Annotated in this window: 16 protein-coding genes; 2 read left to right on the top strand and 14 right to left on the bottom strand. The window is 69.3% G+C overall.

From position 1 onward, the window contains the following. Positions 1-71: 71 nt before the first annotated feature. The 6 genes from KF889_19025 to KF889_19000 form a co-directional block, all read right to left on the bottom strand. Complete coding sequence (locus tag KF889_19025) at positions 72-1,244, bottom strand: tetratricopeptide repeat protein (GenBank protein ID MBX3501540.1); 1,173 nt, start codon at positions 1,242-1,244, stop codon at positions 72-74. Then, positions 1,241-2,488 (bottom strand): tetratricopeptide repeat protein, encoded by a 1,248-nt coding sequence (locus KF889_19020; protein MBX3501539.1) that lies wholly within the window; start codon positions 2,486-2,488, stop codon positions 1,241-1,243. Before KF889_19020 ends, KF889_19025 begins: the two co-directional genes overlap by 4 nt. A gap of 49 nt (positions 2,489-2,537) precedes the next feature. Continuing rightward, entirely contained in the window at positions 2,538-3,842 is a 1,305-nt protein-coding gene (locus tag KF889_19015; protein MBX3501538.1) for an NtaA/DmoA family FMN-dependent monooxygenase, read from the bottom strand. 78 nt (positions 3,843-3,920) lie between these two features. Beyond that, positions 3,921-5,315, bottom strand: a complete 1,395-nt coding sequence (lpdA, locus tag KF889_19010) for a dihydrolipoyl dehydrogenase (GenBank protein ID MBX3501537.1) — start codon at positions 5,313-5,315, stop codon at positions 3,921-3,923. Between the two features lies 1 nt (position 5,316). Further along, the gene (locus KF889_19005; protein ID MBX3501536.1) at positions 5,317-6,582 is read right to left on the bottom strand and encodes a 2-oxo acid dehydrogenase subunit E2; all 1,266 of its coding nucleotides are present in this window, start codon (positions 6,580-6,582) and stop codon (positions 5,317-5,319) included. Between the two features lie 232 nt (positions 6,583-6,814). Beyond that, positions 6,815-7,603: an IclR family transcriptional regulator gene (locus KF889_19000; GenBank protein ID MBX3501535.1), complete on the bottom strand. Its 789-nt coding sequence runs from the start codon at positions 7,601-7,603 to the stop codon at positions 6,815-6,817. A gap of 261 nt (positions 7,604-7,864) precedes the next feature. Here KF889_19000 and KF889_18995 point away from each other — a divergent pair, with 261 nt between their 5' ends. Further along, on the top strand, positions 7,865-9,247 hold the full coding sequence (locus tag KF889_18995; protein MBX3501534.1) for an aminotransferase class III-fold pyridoxal phosphate-dependent enzyme: 1,383 nt from the start codon (positions 7,865-7,867) through the stop codon (positions 9,245-9,247). Between the two features lie 36 nt (positions 9,248-9,283). On the opposite strand, the gene KF889_18990 is transcribed toward KF889_18995, so the two are convergent. From KF889_18990 to KF889_18965, 6 genes are all read right to left on the bottom strand, one after another. Further along, positions 9,284-10,297 carry an alpha-ketoacid dehydrogenase subunit beta gene (locus KF889_18990; GenBank protein MBX3501533.1) on the bottom strand — a complete coding sequence of 338 codons (1,014 nt, stop codon included), beginning with the start codon at positions 10,295-10,297 and terminating at the stop codon, positions 9,284-9,286. A 157-nt stretch (positions 10,298-10,454) separates the two neighbouring features. Next, on the bottom strand, positions 10,455-11,687 hold the full coding sequence (locus KF889_18985) for a 3-methyl-2-oxobutanoate dehydrogenase (2-methylpropanoyl-transferring) subunit alpha (protein MBX3501532.1): 1,233 nt from the start codon (positions 11,685-11,687) through the stop codon (positions 10,455-10,457). Positions 11,688-12,014: 327 nt separating this feature from the next. After that, positions 12,015-12,890, bottom strand: coding sequence for a carboxylating nicotinate-nucleotide diphosphorylase (locus KF889_18980; protein MBX3501531.1), 876 nt, complete (start codon positions 12,888-12,890; stop codon positions 12,015-12,017). 3 nt (positions 12,891-12,893) lie between these two features. Continuing rightward, positions 12,894-14,444 (bottom strand): L-aspartate oxidase, encoded by a 1,551-nt coding sequence (locus KF889_18975; protein MBX3501530.1) that lies wholly within the window; start codon positions 14,442-14,444, stop codon positions 12,894-12,896. Between the two features lie 185 nt (positions 14,445-14,629). Further along, positions 14,630-15,604 carry a quinolinate synthase NadA gene (gene nadA / locus KF889_18970; GenBank protein MBX3501529.1) on the bottom strand — a complete coding sequence of 325 codons (975 nt, stop codon included), beginning with the start codon at positions 15,602-15,604 and terminating at the stop codon, positions 14,630-14,632. Between the two features lie 98 nt (positions 15,605-15,702). Next, positions 15,703-16,662: a hypothetical protein gene (locus KF889_18965; GenBank protein ID MBX3501528.1), complete on the bottom strand. Its 960-nt coding sequence runs from the start codon at positions 16,660-16,662 to the stop codon at positions 15,703-15,705. Between the two features lie 207 nt (positions 16,663-16,869). On the opposite strand from KF889_18965, the gene KF889_18960 reads away from it, so the two are divergent. Continuing rightward, positions 16,870-17,856, top strand: coding sequence for a 2-dehydropantoate 2-reductase (locus KF889_18960; GenBank protein ID MBX3501527.1), 987 nt, complete (start codon positions 16,870-16,872; stop codon positions 17,854-17,856). 140 nt (positions 17,857-17,996) lie between these two features. On the opposite strand, the gene KF889_18955 is transcribed toward KF889_18960, so the two are convergent. Then, positions 17,997-18,992: a hypothetical protein gene (locus KF889_18955; GenBank protein ID MBX3501526.1), complete on the bottom strand. Its 996-nt coding sequence runs from the start codon at positions 18,990-18,992 to the stop codon at positions 17,997-17,999. A gap of 16 nt (positions 18,993-19,008) precedes the next feature. Beyond that, entirely contained in the window at positions 19,009-20,673 is a 1,665-nt protein-coding gene (locus KF889_18950; GenBank protein MBX3501525.1) for a hydantoinase B/oxoprolinase family protein, read from the bottom strand. Between the last annotated feature and the right edge of the window lie 30 nt (positions 20,674-20,703).

Here is a 20,703-nt window from a genome sequence, read left to right as displayed (position 1 = left end):
GCGGACAAATGGCCCATGCCTGTCAAGGCCCAGCGACCCTCGGCGCCGGACAAATTCCCAGAACTGGGCGGTCAGCGCAGGGTGTGCAGGCGCTGGCGGGACTCGCGGTATTCCCACGTATCGATCAGGCCCAGCTCGAGCACGTGGCGGAAGGCGGTCGTCGCGCCGGCGCGATCGCCCTTCACGCGCAGCGCCTCGCCGATATAGAACCAGGCCCAGGTCTCGCGGCCCCGCTCGCGCGCCGCCTCGACGATCTGCTCCACGGTCACTGCGGGATAATACGGCTCCTGCCGATCGCGCGCGGGGAAAGTCGAGGCGAGCAAATGCGCCAGCGGCAGGTGCCATGCCTCGGTCCCCGGCTTCTCGGCGATCGCGACCAACGCGGCGGCACTCAGGGTCGGCGACGTCTCGCGCGCGATCAGGAAGCGCAGCAGGCTCACCTCGAATTCCAGCCAGGCGGAGGGCGCGGCGACGCGCTCGAGACGTCGCAGGCCGCCATCCCAGTCACCGGCGACGAAATGCAGGCGCGAAACATGGAAGCGCAGGGCCATGTCGCGCGGCCACTGCCGTTCCGCGCCACGGGCTGCGGCCACCGCGCCCAGGATGTCGCCGGTATCGAGCCGCGCACGCGCCAGAGCGAAGAGGACGGCGACGTTCTGGGGATGCTGTCGGCGCGCCTCGTCGAGCGGCGCCACGGCTTCCTCGGCGCGGCCCAGGCTGATCAGCGCCACGCCGCGGCCGATTCGGGCAGCGAGCAGGGAGGGCGCTAGCTTGTGCGCGCGATCGAAGTCCCGCAGCGCTTCCTCGGCGCTGCCCAGCATGTAGAAGGCGTCGCCGCGCCAGACCAGCATCTCGACCGAGTCGGGCGAGTGCGACAAGGCCTCGGAGAGCGCCGTGATGGTCAGCGACGGGTTCCCTTCGGCGCGGGCCACTGCGCCCTTCACGAACGCGACGAAGCCGGGCGAGGGGTTGAGCATCGCCGCCTGCGTGTAGTCGCGCCGCGCTTCGTCCAGGCTGCCCGATCGCACATGCAGGGTGGCGCGCGCGAACAGCACCATCGCCAGCTGGCGATCGTCGAGCTCGCCGGAGTTCACGGCGAGCGTGCAGGCCTTGACCTGGCCGAGCGGCGCGGGTTCGGACTCGTGCACGCTTTGCACGCAGGTCTTGACGTCGTCAGGCACCGCAGCAGCGGCCGGCGCGCAGCCAAACGCGAGCGCGGCCAGCAGGCATACGCGCTTCATCATCGCGGTACCACGGCCTTGTAGGCGACGCCGCGCTGGCGGGCGAGCTCGGCCCTGGCGCCCATGCTGCACCACGCCCGGTGCTCGCCCCGGGCGGCTTCCTCGAGCGATGCCAGGCCGGCGGCGCGTTGGCCGAACCGGATCTGGAACACCCCTACCTTGAAGAGAGTGGAACAGCCGCGCAGGCCTGGCATGGTGCCGTCCGCGTTGCGCGCCTCGGCGATCACCGAGGCCGCCGTCATCGTCGGTGCGGGGTTGCGGTCCAGCCGCTCGCGCCACAGCGCGATCATGTGCTTGAGATGCACGGCCCGGTTCGGCACACGGCGCGCCGCCTCGGCCATCGTTCGGGAGGCCTGGTGCGGGTCGCCGCCGTGGGCCGCCGACATCGCCAGCCACAAGGCGAAGTAGCCGGCGTGCTCGGTGTTGCCGGTCATCTCGGTGGCGCGCTTCATGCGCGCGAAGGCGCGCCTGTGATCGCCCATCAGCCATGCCAGCCGGCCCTCGTTGGCCACCATCATGGCCCGATCGGGGTCGACCTTCTGGCCAGCCATCGCGTAGGTCATCGCCTTGGCGAACTCGCCGCGGCGCGCCAGCAGCACGATGCGCGCGTCCAGCACATCGATGTTCTCGGGTGCCAGCGCATGGGCGCGCTCGATGTCGGCGAAGGCTTGGTCGAATTCGCGCTGATGCTCGCGCGCAATGCCGCGCCAGAGCAGGGCGTCGATGGTGTCGGGCGCCTGGCGGATCGCGACGTCGAGGTCGGCGATGCCCAAGGTGTGCTCGCCGGCGCGGATCAGCATCACGCCGCGCAGCGTGCGCGCCACAGGCTCGTCGGGCTTGAGCTCGATGGCCTTGCTGTAGTCCAGCAGCGCCAGTTCGCGCCGGCCAATTCGACTGCGCACATAGCCGCGCTGCACATAGGCGGTCCAGGAGCCCGGGTCGATCCTGAGTGCCTCGGTGAAAGCGGTATGGGCGCTGCCGGTGTCGCCATTGGCGCTGAAGCCCATGCCGCGGCCGATCAGGGCGGTCACTCGCGCCTGTGGCGGCAGGCCTTCCCTCTTCAGCGCCCGCCCGCACAGCGCGATGGCCAGATCGTAGGCCTGCGCGTCGACGGCATTCAGGCAATTGCGGACGTCGGCATCGTCGCTCGCGGCGGTCGCAGGCTGTGCCGAGGCGCCCTGCCATGCTGCCGCGAATAGACCAATGACACTCGCGAGTACGGACCCAGTAAATGTATTGTTTCTCATCACTTTAAGTACGAATCTAAATGTATAGTGCAAATTACCATATACTCCCTCAGAACTCCATCAGGTTGTCGCGCAGGTGTTCGTGCGCATAGCCCTTCCGCACCAGGCCGCGGCGCTGCAGTTCCGGCACCAGGCCCTCGCAGACTTCCATGATGTAGCGCCGGTCGAAATAGCCGTTGAAGATCAGGAAGCCGTCGCCGCCGACCTCCTGCATGATCTCCTGCATCATGCCGGCGACGTGCTCGGCGGTGCCGGTGTAGTCGATGCCCGACTTGGTCGCCCAGGTGGTGACGATCGAGCGCGGCGTCTTCCCGATCCACTTGGCGAGCGCCGACTGGTGCCCATTGGTGCTGAGCGTGTCGGGCAGCGGCTCGTCGAAAGGCAGCTTGGAGAAGTCGATGCCGGTCAGCCGCGACATGCTGGAGAGCTGCATGTCCATGTGCTCGAGCGCGGCTGCCTGCTCGAGCCGCTGGCGCTCGCGCGCCGCCTCCATCGTGACATCGATGATCGGGTGGGCGAGGAACAGCACCTTGATGCGGTCGGGATCGCGCCCCATCGCGGCCGCGTCGGCGCGCACCTTGTCGCGATAGGCCTTCATGCTCGCGGCGCTGCCGCCGCCTTCGGTGATGATCGTGTCGGCCCAGCGCGAGGCGAAAAGCTGGCCGCGCGGCGAGCCGCCGGCCTGGCAGATCGGCACGCGGCCCTGCGGCGAGCGCGGCGCGTTGATCGGCCCGCGCACCTTGAAGTACTTGCCCTCGTGGTTGATGGGATGCACCTTGCTGCCGTCGGCGAACATCGGCCGCTCGCGGTCGAGCACGACGGCGTCGGGCTCCCACGCCTCCCACAGCCGTGTGACGACCTCGCAGAACTCGTCGGCGACGTCGTAGCGCTCGTCGTGCGGGCGATGCTTGTCGTGGCCGTAGTTCTGCGCCGCGCCGTCGTTGCTGCCGGTGACGCAGTTCCAACCGATGCGGCCCTCGGTCGTGTGGTCAAGGGAGTTCACCAGGCGGGCCAGCAGGTAGGGCGGATACTCGCTGACCGACAAGGTCGGCACCAGGCCGAGATGCTTGGTGTGCTGCGCGAGATAGGGCACCAGCACGGCGGGATCGAGCTTGGGCGTCGAGGCGGCGTACTTCAGGTAGGTGTCGTGCGAGCCCTGGTAGGTGTAGGGCACGTTCGAGGAATCTTCGATGATCATGTAGTCGAAGCAGGCGCGCTCCATGCCCTTGGCCAGGTCGATGAACAGGTCGGGCATCATCCAGCGATTGACGTCGGCACCCGGCCACGCCGTGCGCCACGTCTTCGGGCCGTAACCCTGCGAGAGGAACCAGGCGAGGTGGAAGGGTTTGGTCATGGCGCTCCCCTTGTCATCCCGAGCGTAGCGAGGGATCCAGGTCCGGCCTAGATCCCTCGCTACGCTCGGGATGACAGGTTAGATATGCAGCGCCTCGCCCAGCGCGCGCAGGCTGGCTTCGTGGAAGGCCTCGCCCAGGGTCGGATGTGCATGGATCGTGCCAGCGATGTCCTCGAGCCGCGCGCCCATCTCCAGCGCCAGCGCGAAGCTGCCGGCGAGCTCGGAGACCTTCTGGCCGACGGCCGCAATGCCGAGGATCACGTGGTTGTCGGCGCGCGCGATCACGCGCACGAAGCCGTCCTCGGCCGCCATGGAAAGCGCGCGGCCGTTGGCCTGGAAGGGGAAGCTCGCGCTCAGCACCTCGCGGCCGTTCTTGCGCGCGTCGTCGGGCGACAGGCCGACGGTGACGATCTCGGGATCGGTGAAGCACACCGCCGGGATCGCCTGGGCATCGAAGACGCGGCGCTGGCCGGCGATCTGCTCGGCGACCACCACGGCGTGCGCCATGGCGCGATGCGCCAGCATCGGCTCGCCGGTGACGTCGCCGATCGCCCAGACATTGCGCATCGAGGTCATGCAGTGCTCATCGATGCGCACGGTGTCGTTGCCGTTCATGGTCAGGTCAAGCCGCTCCAGCCCGAAGCCTGAGATGCGCGCGCGCCGCCCCGTCGCGACCAGGATGCGGTCGGCGGCAATGGCGCGCTTTCCGACCATGACGGCATCGCCCGAGTCGCTCAGCCCCGAGGCACGCGTCGCGGTCAGCACCTCGACGCCCAGCGCCTTCAGCCGCCGCGCCACCGGGCGCACCAGCTCGGCGTCATAGGCCGGCAGGATGCGGTCCTCGGCTTCGAGGACCGTCACCTTCGCGCCCAGCTTGGCGAAGGCGGTTCCCAGCTCCAGGCCGATATAGCCGGCGCCGACGACGACCATCCGTTCGGGGATCGAGGTCAACGCCAGCGCCTCGGTCGAGGAGATCACGCGGCCGCCGAAGGGCAGGGCGGGCAGCGAAGCGGGCTGCGAGCCGGTGGCCAGCACGACGTGCTCGGCGCGGATGCGGTCGGTGCCGGTGTCGGTCTCGACCTGGCAGGTCTTGCCGTCGGTCATCGTCGCGCGGCCCTGCACGATGCGCACGCGATGGCGCTTGAGCAGCGCGCCGACGCCGCCGGTCAGGCGGCCGACGATGCCGTCCTTCCACTCGATGGTGCGCGCGAAGTCGATGCTCGGGCGCTCGATGCGGATGCCGAAAGACGCGGCCCTGGATTGCTCGACCGCATGCGCGTAGGCCTCGGCGGCGTGGATGATCGCCTTCGAGGGGATGCAGCCGACATTGAGGCAGGTGCCGCCCAGCCCGCCGCCGACGCCGCCCTGCTCGACCAGCACGGTGTCGAGACCGAGCTGGCCGGCGCGGATAGCGCAGACATAGCCGCCGGGTCCGCCGCCTATGACCAGCACCCTGGTGGTGAGCTCGGCCATCTCAGGACTCCATGAAGATCGTCGCCGGCGTTTCCAGCAGCGCCTTGATGCGCTGGATGAACTGCGCGGCGACGTAGCCGTCGATGACGCGATGATCGAAGGACGAGGAGAGGTTCATCATGGTGCGCGGCACGAACTGGCCGTCCTGCCAGACCGGGCGCACCACCTGCTTGTTGACGCCGATGATCGCCACCTCGGGCCGGTTGACCACCGGCGTGGTGACGATGCCGCCCAAGGCGCCGAGGCTGGTGATGGTGATGGTCGAGCCGGAAAGCTCGGCGCGGCCGGCGCGGTTCTCGCGCGCCGCCTCGGCCAGCCGGCGCACCTCCGACGCGCAGTCCCACAGGTCGCGCGCCTCGCAATGGCGCACGACAGGCACCATCAGCCCCGCCGGCGTCTGCGTGGCGACGCCGATGTGCACGCCGCCGTGCCGCTCGATGGTCTCGGCCTCGTCGTCGTACAGCGCGTTCATGTCGGGGAACTCGGCCACCGCCTTGACCAGCGCCAGCATCAGGAACGGCATCAAGGTCAGCCGCGGCCGATCGCCCTGCGTGTTGAGCGAGGCGCGCAGCTCCTCCAGCACCGTGACGTCGACCTCCTCGACGTAGGAGAAGTGCGCCACCCGCCGCTTGGAGTCGGCCATCTTCTGCGCGATGCGCCGGCGCAGGCCGATCACCTTCACCGTCTCGACATCGGTGTTGGCACCGCGCCCACCGGCCTTCGCCGGACCCGACGCGCCGCGCAGGAAGACGTCGAGGTCCTCATGGCCGATGCGACCCGCCGGCCCCGATCCGCGCACCTGGCGCAGATCGACGCCGGCATCGCGTGCGCGCCGGCGTACAGCGGGCGAGGCCAGCGGCTTCTCGCCCGCCGCACGCGGCGGCCCCAGCGGCGCGCGCGTGGTCACCACAGACGCAGCCGGGGCCTCGCGCTCGGGTGCTGGTGTCGGCATCGCGACCGGCGGCTTCGGTGCCGCAGGCGGCGCGGCCTCGCGCGGCGCGGCGGCGACCTCGCTGTCGCCCTCGCCGGCGACTTCGAGGCGCACCAGCTCGGCGCCGACGGCGAGCACACCGCCGACCTCGGCGCCCAGCGCGATCACCTTGCCGGCGACGGGCGAGGGGATCTCGACCGTGGCCTTGTCGGTCATCACGGCGGCGAGGATCTGGTCCTCGAGCACCGACTGGCCGATCTCGACATGCCACTCCACCACCTCGGCTTCGGCGACGCCCTCGCCGACATCGGGCAGCTTGATGATGCGGATGCCCATCTCAGAGGCCTGGCTGGAAGAAGGGACGAGTGACTTTGGGAGGCTGTGAATCCCTCGAATCTGCGGGATTCGAAGGAGAGCACGATGACCTGGACCGCAATCCCTCAATCGCGACATTCACCCGAAGACCTGCGCTACGCAAGCGATCTGACGGATGCGCAGGGTACGCCGATTCATGCCGAGCTGGCGCGCGAGGCGACCGGTCGCGAGGACCCGAGGGGGCCACAGACTCCTAGATGGGCCGTGCCGGTCCTACCGCCAACCGCTGGCTGCGCACGGACAGCCCTGACCATTCTTCGGCAATGGCCTCGGCCGTGCGCCGTGCCGCGGCACTCAGCCGTGGCAGGTCGCCCACGCCGCAGCGCTGCATCGGCGCCGCCAGGGTGACCACCGCGGAAACCCGCTGCTTCGGATCGAAGATCGGTGCGGCAGCGCCGACAACGCCTTCGAAATAGCTGTCTTCGGCCCAACCCGCGCGCTTCGCGCGAATGTGGGCCAGTCGCTTTTCCAGGACCACGACGTCGGTCAGTGTGCGCGGTGTGTACCGTCGCAGGCCGGCAGCATAGACCACATGTCGATCGGCCTCGGCAAAATACGCCAGCAGCACCTGGCCACCCGCCGACGCGTACAGTGGCGCTCGTTCACCGATATCGTAGCCGACACGCACCATGTGCCTGCTTTCGACTACCGCCAGGCACACCGACTCGTGTCCGTCCGCGACGAGGATCGCAACAGTTTCGCCGATTTCATCCCGCAACCGCTCGAGGTGCGGCGGCGCGATGTTGAGCAGCCCATGCTGGCTGAGCCGCACGGCGGCGACGTCGAGCACGCCGAAGCCCAGGCGATATCGCTGCGTCTCCGGGTCCTGCTCGATGAAACGCTCGAGCATCATGGCGCGCAGTAGACGATGGACGCCGGCCCGATCCATCTCCAGGCGGCGCGCAAGCTCGCTGACACCGAGGTCAGGCTCCTCGCGGGTGAACTGGCGAAGGAGTCGGATCGCCTTCCGTGCCGTCTTCATGCAGCGTCCACGGATGTTGTTATATTTGCAACACTATCTCAACTAGTGCCAATTTGACAACGGCCTGCACCGGACCTACCGTCCCAATGCTTGGGTGCCGTGTTTCTTTGGGCGGTCAGTCAGATAGCTCGTCTCACGTGCAGGACCACGCCGGGTGGCGGAGAAGCGAGGCTAGGCGCCCTCGACACCAATTCGACACGTCTCAGCCGCAGCGCACCACCCGCGCCGGGCCACATCCGCTAGCCGAATCGCGAGGGAGCCATGTCACTCACCAACGCACCCGACCCTGCCATCCGACAGGCCGTTGTGAACCGGGATCTGAGCAACGTTCTCCATCCCATCGTCCAGCACAAGGCGCTGGAGGCCAAGCAGATCGTGGTGACCGGCGCTGAAGGCTCGACGATCTACGATGCCGATGGAACCGCCTATCTCGATGCCATGGCCGGCCTGTGGTGCGTCAACATCGGGTACGGCCGCACCGAACTTGCCGAGGTTGCGGCGGCGCAGCTGCGGGAGCTCGCCTATTTCCCACACACCGCGATGAACGTGCCGGCCGCGGCGTTGGCCGAGAAGATCAACGAGCTGATGGGCGGCGGGTATCACACCTACTTCGTCAATTCGGGTTCCGAAGCGAACGAGGCCGGCTTCAAGATCGCCCGCCAGTACATGAAGCACGAGCACCCTGGGCACTATCGCTTCAAGACGATCAGCCGCTACTTCTCCTATCACGGCACGACTCTCGCGACCCTGGACGCCGGTGGCATGGGTGAGCGCAAGGCGAAGTTCGAGCCCTACTCGGGCGACTTCGTGCATGTCGCCCATCCCCACTGCTATCGCTGCCCGTTCGGCCTCGACTATCCGAGCTGCGGCTTGGCCTGCGTCAAGAACATCGAGAACACCATCCTGGGCGAAGGTCCCGAGACGGTCGCAGAAGTGCTGATCGAGCCGATCATGAGCGGCGTCGGCGTCGCCGTGCCGCCCGACGAGTACCTGCCCGAGGTGGAGAAGCTTTGCCGCAAGTACGGCATCCTTCTGCACATCGACGAGGTGATCAACGGCTTCGGCCGAACCGGCAAGATGTTCGCTCACCAGCACTATGACGTCGCGCCGGACATTGTCGCGATCGCCAAGGGCATATCGAGCGCCTATCTGCCGATCGCCGCGACGGTGGTGAAGAACAACGTGTTCGACAGCTTCTACGGCGAGGCGTCGGAAAACCGGCAGGTCGGTCAGGTCAATACCTACGGCGGGCATCCGGTCTCGGCCGCGGTCGCCGTCCGCAACATCGAGATCCTGGAAGCCGAGAAGCTCGCCGACCGCGCGGCCGAGATGGGCGCCTATCTGCAGGACGGGCTGCGCACCTTGATGAAGCACAAGGTGGTCGGAGATATCCGCGGCAAGGGCCTGCTCATCGGCGTCGAGCTGGTGAAGGACCGCGCCAGCAAGGAGCCGGTCAGCCCGCAGGCCATCACCGCGGTCCATGAGTACTGCCGCGACAACGGCCTCCTGGTCGGGCGGTCGGTTGGCGGGCGGCGCTACGGCAACACGATCACCATGTCGCCGCCGCTGGTCATCACCCGCGCCGAGTGCGACCGGATCGTCGCTACGCTGGACCGCGCCTTGTCGACGGTGAAGTTCGATTGACGCCAGTGATGCGAGGAGCAGAGGGCGCACCTGCTCTCAGGCCTCCATCACGGCCTTGAGCGTGCGACCGACACGCTGCGGTCCGGGGAAATAGTCCCACTCCTGGGCATGCGGATAGGGCGTGTCCCAGCCGGTGACGCGCATCACCGGCGCCTCCAGATGGTAGAAGAAATTCTCCTGCACCAGCGCGCTGAGCTCGGCGCCGAAGCCCGAGGTCAGGGTCGCCTCGTGCACGACGACGCAGCGGCCGGTCTTGCGCACCGAGGCGGCGATGGTGTCGAGGTCGTAGGGCACCAGGGTGCGCAGGTCGATGATCTCGGCATCGATGCCGGTCTCTTCCGCGGCGGCTTCACTGACATAGACCATGGTGCCGTAGGCCAGCACCGTCACCGCTGTACCGGGACGGCGCACGATCGCCTTGCCCAGCGGCACGGTGTAGTGGCCGTCGGGCACCTCGCCCAGCGCATGACGCGCCCACGGCGTCACCGGCTTGTCGTGATGGCCGTCGAACGGGCCGTTGTAGAGGCGCTTGGGCTCGAGGAAGATCACCGGATCGTTGTCCTCGATCGCGGCGATCAGCAGGCCCTTGGCGTCGTAGGGGTTGGACGGCACCACCGTCTTCAGGCCCGAGACATGGGTGAACAGCGCCTCCGGGCTCTGGCTGTGCGTCTGGCCGCCGAAGATGCCGCCGCCGGTCGGCATGCGCACCACCATCGGCACGGTGAACTGGCCGTTGGAGCGATAGCGCAGCCGCGCGGCTTCCGAGACGATCTGGTCGTAGGCCGGATACATGTAGTCGGCGAACTGGATCTCGATGCAGGGCCGCAGGCCATAGGCCGCCATGCCGACGGCGGTGCCGACGATGCCCAGTTCACTGATCGGCGTGTCGAAGCAGCGGCTCGAGCCGAATTTCTGTTGCAGGCCCTGGGTGCAGCGGAACACGCCGCCGAAATAGCCGACATCCTCGCCGAACACGACGACGTTGTCGTCGCGCTGCATCGAGACATCCATGGCGTCGCGGATCGCCTCGACCATCGTCCTGCGCGGCATGGCTACACTCCCTTACCTTCCCCCGGAGGGGGAAGGTGCCCGAAGGGCGGATGGGGGATGTCGAAGCCGAACTCCCGCGTTCGTCTTCGACATCCCCCATCCGTCGCGCTGCGCGCGCCACCTTCCCCCTCCGGGGGAAGGTAAGAACAGGAAGTCATCACACGCCTCCCTGCTGGCGCTGGCGGCGCAGATGCGGCGGCATCTCCGCATAGACGCCCTCGAACATGTCGCGCGCCGAGGGGTGCGGGCCGGAGTGGAGGGTGCCGTGGCTCTCGGCTTCCTTCTGCACCGATATCACGGTCGAAAGGATCTCGGCCTCGGCCTGCTTGTGGCGCTCCTCGCTCCACGTGCCCTCGCGGATCAGGTGGTTCTTCAGGCGCAGCACCGGATCGCCCAGCGGCCAGGCGTCGGACTCGGTCTTGGGCCGATAGGCCGAGGGATCGTCCGATGTTGAATGCGCGCCGACGCGGTAGGTGACGTACTCCACCAGGGTCGGCCCGAGATTGGATCGCGCGCGCTCGATCGCCCATTTCGCCACCGCGTGCACGGCGAGGTAGTCGTTGCCGTCGACGCGCAGCGCCGGAATGCCGAAGCCCAGGCCGCGCGCGGCGAAGGTGCCGGAGCCGCCGCGGGCGATGCCCTGAAAGGTCGAGATGGCCCACTGGTTGTTGACGATGTTCAGCACCACCGGCGCCTTGTAGGTCGAGGCGAAGACCAGCGCCGAATGGAAGTCGGACTCCGCGGTCGAGCCGTCGCCGATCCAGCCGGCCGCGATCTTCGTGTCGCGCTTCATCGCCGAGGCCATCGCCCAGCCCACCGCCTGGACGAACTGCGTCGCGAGATTGCCGGAGATCGAGAAGAAGCCGTGCTCGCGCGAGGAATACATCACCGGCAGCTGCCGGCCCTTCAGCGGATCGAGCTCGTTGGAATAGATCTGGTTCATCATGTCGAGCATGGGATAGCCGCCGGCAATCAGCAGGCCCGCCTGCCGATAGGTCGGGAAGTTCATGTCGCCTGGCGACAGGGCCTTGCGGAAGGCGCAGCTCACCGCTTCCTCGCCCATGTGCTGCATGTAGAACGAGGTCTTGCCCTGGCGCTGCGCCATCTGCATGCGCGCATCGAAGGCGCGCAGGGTCATCATGTGGCGCAGGCCCTCGAGCAGCGCCTCGTGCGTGAGCAGGCCGGCCCATGGCCCCACCGCCTCGCTGTTGCGGTTGAGCACGCGGATGATGTCGAAGGCGAGGTCGCGGATGTCCTCGGGCGCGACATCGATCTCGGGCCGCCGCACCGCGCCGGCGGGCGAGATCTTCACGTCGCTGAAATCCGGCGTGCCGCCGGGCCGCACGGCCGGTGCCGGCACGTGGAAGGTCAGCGGCCTGGTTTCCGGCATGGCGGGCTCCCGCTCTGGCGCGATCGATTGCGCGATATCACGCTACTCCATGAGCAGTGGCAAGAACGCCCGCACTCGGCTCTGCTTGTGGCGCCCGGCACGGCGCGCACGCACGATCGTGGCTGGCGGCGCCGCGCGGCCGGCAACAAAGATGCCGGCCCCATCGAGCACTCGAATCAACGTCCTTCCCCCGGAGGGGGAAGGTGGCGCGAAGCGACGGAAGGGGGATGCTTCAACAACACCGGTGTTCGTCTTCGACATCCCCCTTCCGCCCTTCGGGCACCTTCCCCCTCCGGGGGAAGGAAGTGGGAATGCTTTGATGCTGCCTCAAGCCGCCGCGCGTCGGCCGTCCTGTGCGAGCCAGTCCAGTCCGATGTCGAGCACCTGGGCGCTGTGGGTCAGCCAGCCGGCCGAGATCAGGTCGACGCCGCTGGCGGCGATGGCCGGCGCCGTCGCCGGCGTGATGCGGCCGGAGGCTTCGGTGACGGCGCGGCCGGCGACGCGGCGCACCGCCTCGGCCAGCATCGGCGGCGTCATGTTGTCGAGCAGCACGGCATCGACGCCCACCGCCATCGCCTCATCGAGCTGCTCGAGCGAATCGACCTCGACCTCGATCTTCACCAGATGGCCGACGCCGTCGCGCGCGCCACGGATCGCGTTGCCCACGCCACCGGCGGCGGCGACGTGGTTGTCCTTGATCAGCACGGCATCGTCGAGGCCGAAGCGGTGGTTGACGCCGCCGCCGGCGCGCACGGCATATTTCTGCAACGCGCGCAGGCCGGGCAGCGTCTTGCGCGTGCAGCAGATGCGCGCCTTGTGGCCGGCCACGGCCGCAACGAGAGTGGCCGTCGCCGAGGCCACGCCGCTGAGATGTCCGAGGAAGTTCAGCGCCACGCGCTCGGCGGTGAGGATGCCGCGCGTCGGACCCGAGATCACGGCGATGCCATCGCCCGGTTCGACCCGCGTGCCATCGGCACGGGCGATGCGCGTTTCGATCGTCGGATCGATCAGGCGGAAGGCGAGCGCGGCGACGTCGAGGCCGGCGACCACGCCCGGCTGGCGCGCCACCAGCGCCGTCTCGGCGCGCGCCTCGACCGGAATGATCGCCGAGGTGGTGATGTCGCCGGCGCGGCCGAGGTCTTCCAGCAGCGCGGCGCGAACCGGCGCTTCGATCATCAGGGCGGGCAGGGGAGGGAGCGTCATGGTTCAGTCTCCGGCGGCAAGAGTGCGGGATGCGTGCGACGGCATCATGCGACAGACGACATGCGGGCCGCCGTCGTTCACGCGCTGCGTCAGGCGATGGGCCCAGGCGGGCGAGGTTCGCGGGAAGTCGCGACGCCAGTGGCCGCCGCGGCTTTCGGTGCGGGCCAGCGCCGCCGTCGCGATCAGCAGGCCGACCAGCGCGGGATCGGCCGCCGCCGTCGCGCCGAAGGCCAGGGGCTGCAGGCGCTCCATGGCACGCTCGATGCCGGCACGCTCGCGCACCACGCCCAGGGCTTCGCTGATCGTCGCGCGCACGTCGGTGGGATCGGGCGCCGGCGGCAGCATCGCTGGCTGTGGCGTTGTGGCTCGCGCGGTCATGGTCCCGGAAACGCTGCGGGCCGCGCGTTGCGCCGTGACCACGGCTTCGAGCAGCGAGTTGCTGGCGAGGCGATTGGCGCCGTGCAGGCCGGTCGCGGCGACCTCGCCGCAGGCCCACAGGCCGTCCACCGTGGCGCGGCCATCGTCGTCGACGGCGATGCCGCCCATCTGGTAGTGGGCCGCCGGCCGCACCGGGATCGGCTGCGTCACGGGATCGATGCCCGACTCGCGGCAGAGCGCGGTGATGGCCGGGAAGCGTTGGGCGAAGCGTGCGCCCAGCGCTTCGCGCGCATCGAGGAAGACGCGATGGCCGGCGGCGAGATGCGCCGCGACGCCGCGGGCGACGACGTCGCGCGGCTCGAGCTCGGCACGGCCCTTGCCCTCGAGGAAGCGATACCCGGTCTCGTCGACCAGCACGGCGCCCTCGCCGCGCACCGCCTCGCTGACCAGCGGCATCGGATCGCGCCCGACATCGAGCGCGGTGGGGTGGAACTGCACGAATTCCATGTCGGCGACGGTCGCGCCGGCGCGCGCCGCGAGCGCCACGCCGTGACCGATGGCGCCCAGCGGATTGGTCGTGTGGCGGAACAGCCCGCCCAGCCCGCCGGTGGCGAGCACGACCATGCGCGTGGGCAGGACGCAGGCGCCCGATCCTCCCGCCGCCAGCACGCCCGATGTGCCCTGCTCGTCGACCAGCAGGCGGCGCGCCTGCATCGCTTCGACGACGGCGATCGACGGCGTGCGGCGCACGGCGTCGATCAGCGCGCGCATGATGGCGGCGCCGGTGCCGTCGCCGGCGGCATGCACGATGCGGCGGCGGCTGTGCGCGGCCTCCAGGCCCAGCGCCAGGCGGCCCGTCGCGTCGCGGTCGAAGGCGACGCCGAGATCGACCAGACGGGCGATGGCGGCGGGGCCCGCCGTGGCGATGCGCGCGGCGACCATCGGATCGGTGAGTCCGTCGCCGGCGGCGCAGGTATCGGCGGCGTGCAGCGAGGCGCGGTCGTCGTCGCCCAGCGCGGCGGCGATGCCGCCCTGCGAGAGTTGCGACGCCGCGCCATCGCCCAGCGCCGCGCGGGCGAGCAGCACCACCGGTTGCGGCGCCAGCAGCAGCGCCGTCATCAGCCCGGCGAGACCGTCGCCGATGATGACGGGTTGATTGCGGAGGATGGGGTTCATGGTTGGTGTCTTGTGTGTTCTTCCCTTCTCCCCGCGAAGGCGGGGAGAAGGTGCCGAGCGTTAGCGAGGCGGATGAGGGGCTTCTTCGTGCAACAACTCATGCCGCCGCTGTTGAGACTCTGCGAAGCCCCTCATCCGCCCTTCGGGCACCTTCTCCCCGCCTTCGCGGGGAGAAGGAGAAGCGGTCACCGCACCTCCAGCATGCGCTCGACCGAGCGGCGGGCGGCGGCGGCGACGGCGGGATCGATCGTCACCTCGTGCCTGAGCGTCTCCAGCGCGCGGCGGATCTTGGGCAGCGTGATGCGCTTCATGTGCGGGCAGAGGTTGCACGGCCGCACGAAGTCGAGCTCGGGATGCAGCGCGGCGATATTGTCGCTCATCGAGCACTCGGTCATCAGCACGACGCGGCCCGGCCGCTCGCGCGTGACGTACTCGGCCATGGCCGCGGTCGAGCCGGTGAAGTCGGCTTCGGCCACCACTGCGGGCGGGCATTCGGGATGGGCGAGCACGACCACGCCGGGATGGCGCTCGCGCAGGCTGCGGATGTCGTCGGGGGTGAAGCGCTCGTGCACCTCGCAGTGGCCGGCCCAGGCGATGATCTCGACCTCGGTTTCCCGGGCAATGTTCTGCGCCAGGTACTCGTCGGGCAGCATGATCACCTTCGGCACGCCCAGACTCTCGACGATCTTGCGCGCGTTGCCGGACGTGCAGCAGATGTCGCACTCCGCCTTCACCGCGGCGGAGGTGTTGACGTAGGCGACGATCGGCACGCCGGGCCAGCGCCGGCGCAGCAGGCGCACGTCCTCGGCGGTGATCGAGGCGGCGAGCGAGCAGCCGGCCCGGGGATCGGGGGTCAGCACCGTGCGCGAGGGGTTGAGCAGCTTGGCGGTCTCGGCCATGAAGTGCACGCCGGCCAGCACGATGATGTCGGCGTCGCTCTTCATCGCCTCGCGCGCCAGCGCCAGGCTGTCGCCGACGATGTCGGCGACGCCGTGGAAGATCTCCGGCGTCTGGTAGTTGTGCGCCAGAATGACGGCGTTGCGCTCGCGCTTCAGCCGATGGATCGCCTCGATGTCGGGCGTGAACATCGACCACTCGGCCGGCAGGATCACCGAGCGCACGCGGTCGTAGAGCTGGGCAATGTCTGGTTGGACTGTCATGGCCATCCTCTTATGCTCTAAATGAGCAATAATGAGGTTATGCTAGCCCTGAGCATAAGAATGGTCAAGTGACCGCGCGGTGGGTATTTCGCAGGCGATCAGGCGGGGCGGGCGAGCGGCAGCTTGCTGCCGGCGACGGCGCGCTCGAGCAGGATCTCGCGGCGGAAGCGGTAGAGCTTGGCCGGCCTCCCGCCGGTTTCCGCCGTCGTGGCGCCGGTCTCCTCGACCAGGCCCTGCTGCTCGACCAGGCGGCGAAAGTTCTGCTTGTGCAAGGGCCTGCCGGCCAGGGCCTCGACGGCGGCCTGCAGCTGGCCGAGCGTGAAATCGGGCGGCATCAGCTCGAAGACCACCGGCCGGTACTTGATCTTGGCGCGCAGCCGGGCGATGCCGGTGGCGAGGATGCGGCGATGGTCGTGACGCATCGCCATGCCGCCCAGGGATGGCGGCAATGCGTGGGTGACCGGCCGACGGGCGCGGCCGGCGCGGGTGGCGATGGCCTCGGGCACCAGGCCGGCCTCGTAGAGCAGCTCGTAGCGCTGCAGCACCAGGTCCTCGTTCCACGAAGTGGCGTCGAAGTCGATCTCGATGCGCTGGCGGCGCTGGCGCTTGCTCGCCGCATCGGGCGCGGCCTCCGCCCAGTGCTGCAGGCCATTGAGCAGGGCGCGCACCAATGGCGCGGCGCCGCCGGCGCGCCAATCCTCCCAGGGGAAGTAGCGATACCAGTCCTGCCAGCCCGGCTCGCGCCGTCCGGCCTCGACATGCTCGCGGGTCAGCGCGAGGTAGGAGATCGACACGATGCGTCGGCCCGAGGCGTCGGCGCGGCTGCGGTCGGCGAAGGTATAGAGCTGCTCGGTGTAGCCCAATGGGTGGCGCGTCTGGCGTTCGACCCAGGCGCGCAGGCCGGTCTGCAGGGTCGGGTGGTCGCTCTCGAACGGACCGGAGGGCAGCAGCGCGCCATCATCGAGCGTCAATACGTGCGGCGCGCCGTCGATCAGGGCGACGACGACCGCGTTGAGCTCGATCGTGACGTTCCTGACGTGATCGGCGGATGATGGCATGTCCGTCGATAGTATTGTTCCGGCGCGTGTCGTAGCAACCACACAGAGCCGCTTGTACGTTCCTGCCTTCCCCCGGAGGGGGAAGGGCGATCGAGTATTGCGTTTCGGGGGCGCCGTCACTCCCTCTCCCCGCAGGCGGGGAGAGGGAGGATGACGCCCCGTGCGATCGCCCTGCCCTCCGGGGGAAGGGAGAGAAAGGCAAGAGTCATGCGGATCTGCGTGTTCGGGGCGGGCTCGATCGGCGGCAATTTCGCCACGCGCCTGGCGCTGTCCGGCAACGAGGTGTCGGTCGTGGTGCGCGGCCCGCACCTCGAGGCGATCAGGGCGCGCGGTCTGACGATGATCAGCGGCGATCAGCGCCACGTCGTGCAGGTCGCGGCCAGCGACCGTCCGGCCGGGCTCGGTCCGCAGGATGCGGTGCTGGTGACGATGAAGGCCTGCAGCCTGCCGGCGATCGCCGAGACCATCGGTCCGCTGCTGCGCGCCGACACGCCGGTGCTCTTCGTGCAGAACGGCATTCCCTGGTGGTACGGCCACGGGCTGGGCGCCTCGCGCCCGCCGGCGCCGGATCTGTCGCGCCTCGATCCCGGCGGCGCGCTGGCCCGCGCTGTCGGCTACGAGCGCGCGGTGGGCGCCGTGGTCACCTCGTCCAACCACGTCATCGAGCCCGGCGTGGTTCTGAACATTTCGCCCGAGCGCAACGTGCTGTGGATCGGCGAGACCGACGACCGCCAGAGCGCGCGCATCGATCGCCTGCGCGCCACGCTGATCGGAGCCGGCATCGCCTCGCCGCCGACGCGCGACATCCGCTACGACGTCTGGCACAAGCTGATGGCCAACCTCACCGGCTCGACCGTCTGCCTGATCCTCGGCCAGCCCAACACCATCCAGGCGACGCCGATGGTCAATCGCCTGGTACGGCGCGCGCATGCCGAGGCGCTGGCGGTCGCCGCGGCGCACGGCGTGGTGCTCGACGATTCGCCGGACAAGCGCTACGGGCCCGGCCGCGTCTATCCCGATCACCGGCCGTCGATCCTGCAGGACTACGAATACGGCCGGCCGATGGAGGTCGAGGCCATCGTGCGCGCGCCGCTGGCCTTCGCGCGCAGCGCCGGCCTCGAGACGCCGACGCTCGACGCCATCGAATCGCTGTGCGTCAGCCTGGCGGCGTCGAAGGGGCTGTATGCGCCGTAGCGTGGCGAGCGACAAAATAAACGCAACTGTCATCCCCGGGGCCGTCCGCGGCCCCTGTAGCGCAGCGAGGGATCCACGGTCGGCCTGGATCCCTCGCTGCGCTCGGGATGACAGGTGACTTCGAATCTTCGCTCGCTGCTCTAGGCGATGACGCCGATACCGATGCTGGCGATCGGCGTCGTGCCGTCGGGGCCGACGATCATCAGGCGCGCCGGCTGCAGCAGGAGCGCGGCGGGCGTGCGCGCCTCGAGATCGACGCTGGCGCCGAACTCGTCGGACACCCGGCCTCGGCCGCCGGGCAGGGCGCGCGGCGCCGCCGAGCCGAAGATCGCGCGGTGGTGCGCGGCGCTGCCGATGCGCAGCCCGAACAGATCGGTGAGCGCATTGCCTCGCGTGTCGATGGTGCAGGAGCCGTGATAGTTGGCGCGCGCCGGCGCCTCGGCCCGGTCGCCCTTCTCGACGGTGACCGAGAACCACAGGCTGACGCGCATGAACTCGGCGGCGGCGGTCTTCTCGGCCCGCGCCCGCAGGTTGGCGAGGCCCTCATCGGCGCCGATGCTGCCGCTCCACGCGGCGCGCACCATCGCCTCGCTGGGCAGGTTGAAGGCGCCGGTGCTGGAGTGCGGCGCGTCGAAGCCGATCGCCGCGCGGCTCGGAATGGCGATGTCGGTGTCGCGGTCGGTCGGCCGGCTGCCGTACCACAGCACGGCCGCCTCGCGCGTGAACTCGCCGTGGCTGTAGGTGCGATAGCCGAACATCGGGCTGGTGTTGTCGGCGTAACCGGCGAGCCCGGCTCCCTTCCAGTCGACGAAGACCACGGTGGAAGAGGCGTTGCGCACGCAATGGGAGATGAAGTGCTGGCTCTGGCCCGCCACTGTGCCAGTACCGCGCGGCACCAGGCCGGACCATGACTGGTACTGCAGGCGGTACTGGTGCATCGCCACGTGGCGGTCGAGCTCCTCCGGGCAGGGAGCGGAGGCGCGCGCGAACGAGGGGATCGCCGCCGCGGCGCCGATGCCGGCCAGCAGCGCCCGGCGCGGCAGGCCCGCCGTCAAGTCGCGTCGTCCGTCCCATGACGCCATCGCCACCTCCGCCGCATGCGGCCGGTCGTGCCGCACGCGGAGCGAGTCTAGCACGCGTGGCGTCCCGGCGTTACGTCCCCTTGAAGCCGTAGATCGCGCGCGCCGCCTCGGGGCTGACCAGGCCGTATTCGACGTCGCGCGCCACGAGCCTGGGGTCGCGCGCACCCGGATCGCCGTAGCCGCCGCCGCCGGGCATCTCGATGATGATCCGGTCGCCGGGCGGGACAATGTGCAGGCCTTTCTCGGGAAATTCCCTGCCTGATTTCAGCCTGAGCAAGCCGGTGGCGCCGTCCCTGCCGCCGGCGCGGCCGCGTGCGGGATACTTCACGCGCTCGAAGCGGTGGAAGACGCCCATCGGCGAGGCCTCGCGGTTGCTGACCTCCATCACCTGGCCCAGCCCGCCGCGCTGCCGGCCTGCGCCGCCGGAATCGGCGCGCAGCTCCTTGCGCCAAACAACAATGGGCGTGATCGACTCCGTGACTTCCACCGGCACGTTGCGCACGCCGCTGGGGAAGGGCGTCGCCGACAGCCCGTCGAGATGCGGCCGCGCGCCGACGCCGCCGGAATGGAAGGTGGTGACGTTGAACGGCGTCTTGATCTCGGACGCATGGCCGGTCTGGCCGTGCGCCGCCACCAGCGAGAGGTTCCACAGCGAGGACGTGCCCTCGGCGGGAAACGTCTCGGGGATCGCCTGGTCGAGGCAGCCGAAGACGATGTCCGGCAGCATGTGGCCCAGCACCGAGCGGGCATAGACCGCGGCCGGATGCGGCGCGTTGAGGATGCAGCCCTCCGGCGCGCTGACGACGATCGAGTCGAGCGTGCCGGCGTTGTTGGGGATCCACGGCGCGATGGCGCACTTCACGCCGAAGGCCGTGTAGGCGTCGGTGTAGCAGAACGGGCAGTTGATGGCGTAGCTCGAGATCCCCGACGTGCCGGTGTAGTCGACCTTGACGACGTCGGCCTCGATCGTCAGCGTGCCCTTCAGCTCGACCGGCGCCTCGAAGCCGTCGACGGTCATGCTGGCGCTCCAGCTGCCGCGCGGCAGCTTGGATATTGCCTCGACCATGGCCTGCCGGGAGCGGCCGATGATGGTCTCGCTGAGCTCCTCGATGTCGCTCAGCCCGAACTCCTCCATCATCTCGATCAGCCGCGCGCTGCCGGTGTCGTTGCAGGCGGCCAGCCCGTAGATGTCGCCCACCACCTGCACCGGCTCGCGCACATTGGCGCGCACGATGCCCAGCAGGTCCTCGTTCATCCTGCCTTCGCGCGCCAGGTACATCAGCGGGATCTGCAGGCCCTCGTGATAGACCTGCCTTCCCGACGGGCTCGCGCCGATGCCGCCGATGTCGACGACATGCGTGGTGCTGGCGAACAGCGCCACCGCCCTGCCGTCCTTGAAGGTCGGGCTGACGACGGTGAGATCGAAGAGATGCCCGGTGCCCTTCCATGGATCGTTGGTGATCAGCACGTCGCCGGCCTTCAGCGTCTCGATCGGAAATGCGTCGAGGAAATGCCGGACCGCGCGCGCCATGGTGTTCACATGACCCGGCGTGCCGGTGACCGCCTGCGCCACCATGCGTCCCTGGCGATCGAAGACACCGGCGGAGATGTCGCCGGCCTCGCGCGCCGCGGTGGAGAAGGCGGTACGCACCAGGGTCAGCGCCTGCTCCTCGACGACGGAGATCAGGCGGTTCCACAGCACCTGGCTCTCGATCTCGCCCAGACGGTTGTTCATGGGTTCATCTCCAGCTCTTCCTCCCTCTCC

It is taken from the genome of Alphaproteobacteria bacterium, from assembly GCA_019635875.1.
Lineage (GTDB): Bacteria > Pseudomonadota > Alphaproteobacteria > Reyranellales > Reyranellaceae > JAFAZJ01.
This window is presented reverse-complemented; position numbering and strand designations above follow the sequence as displayed.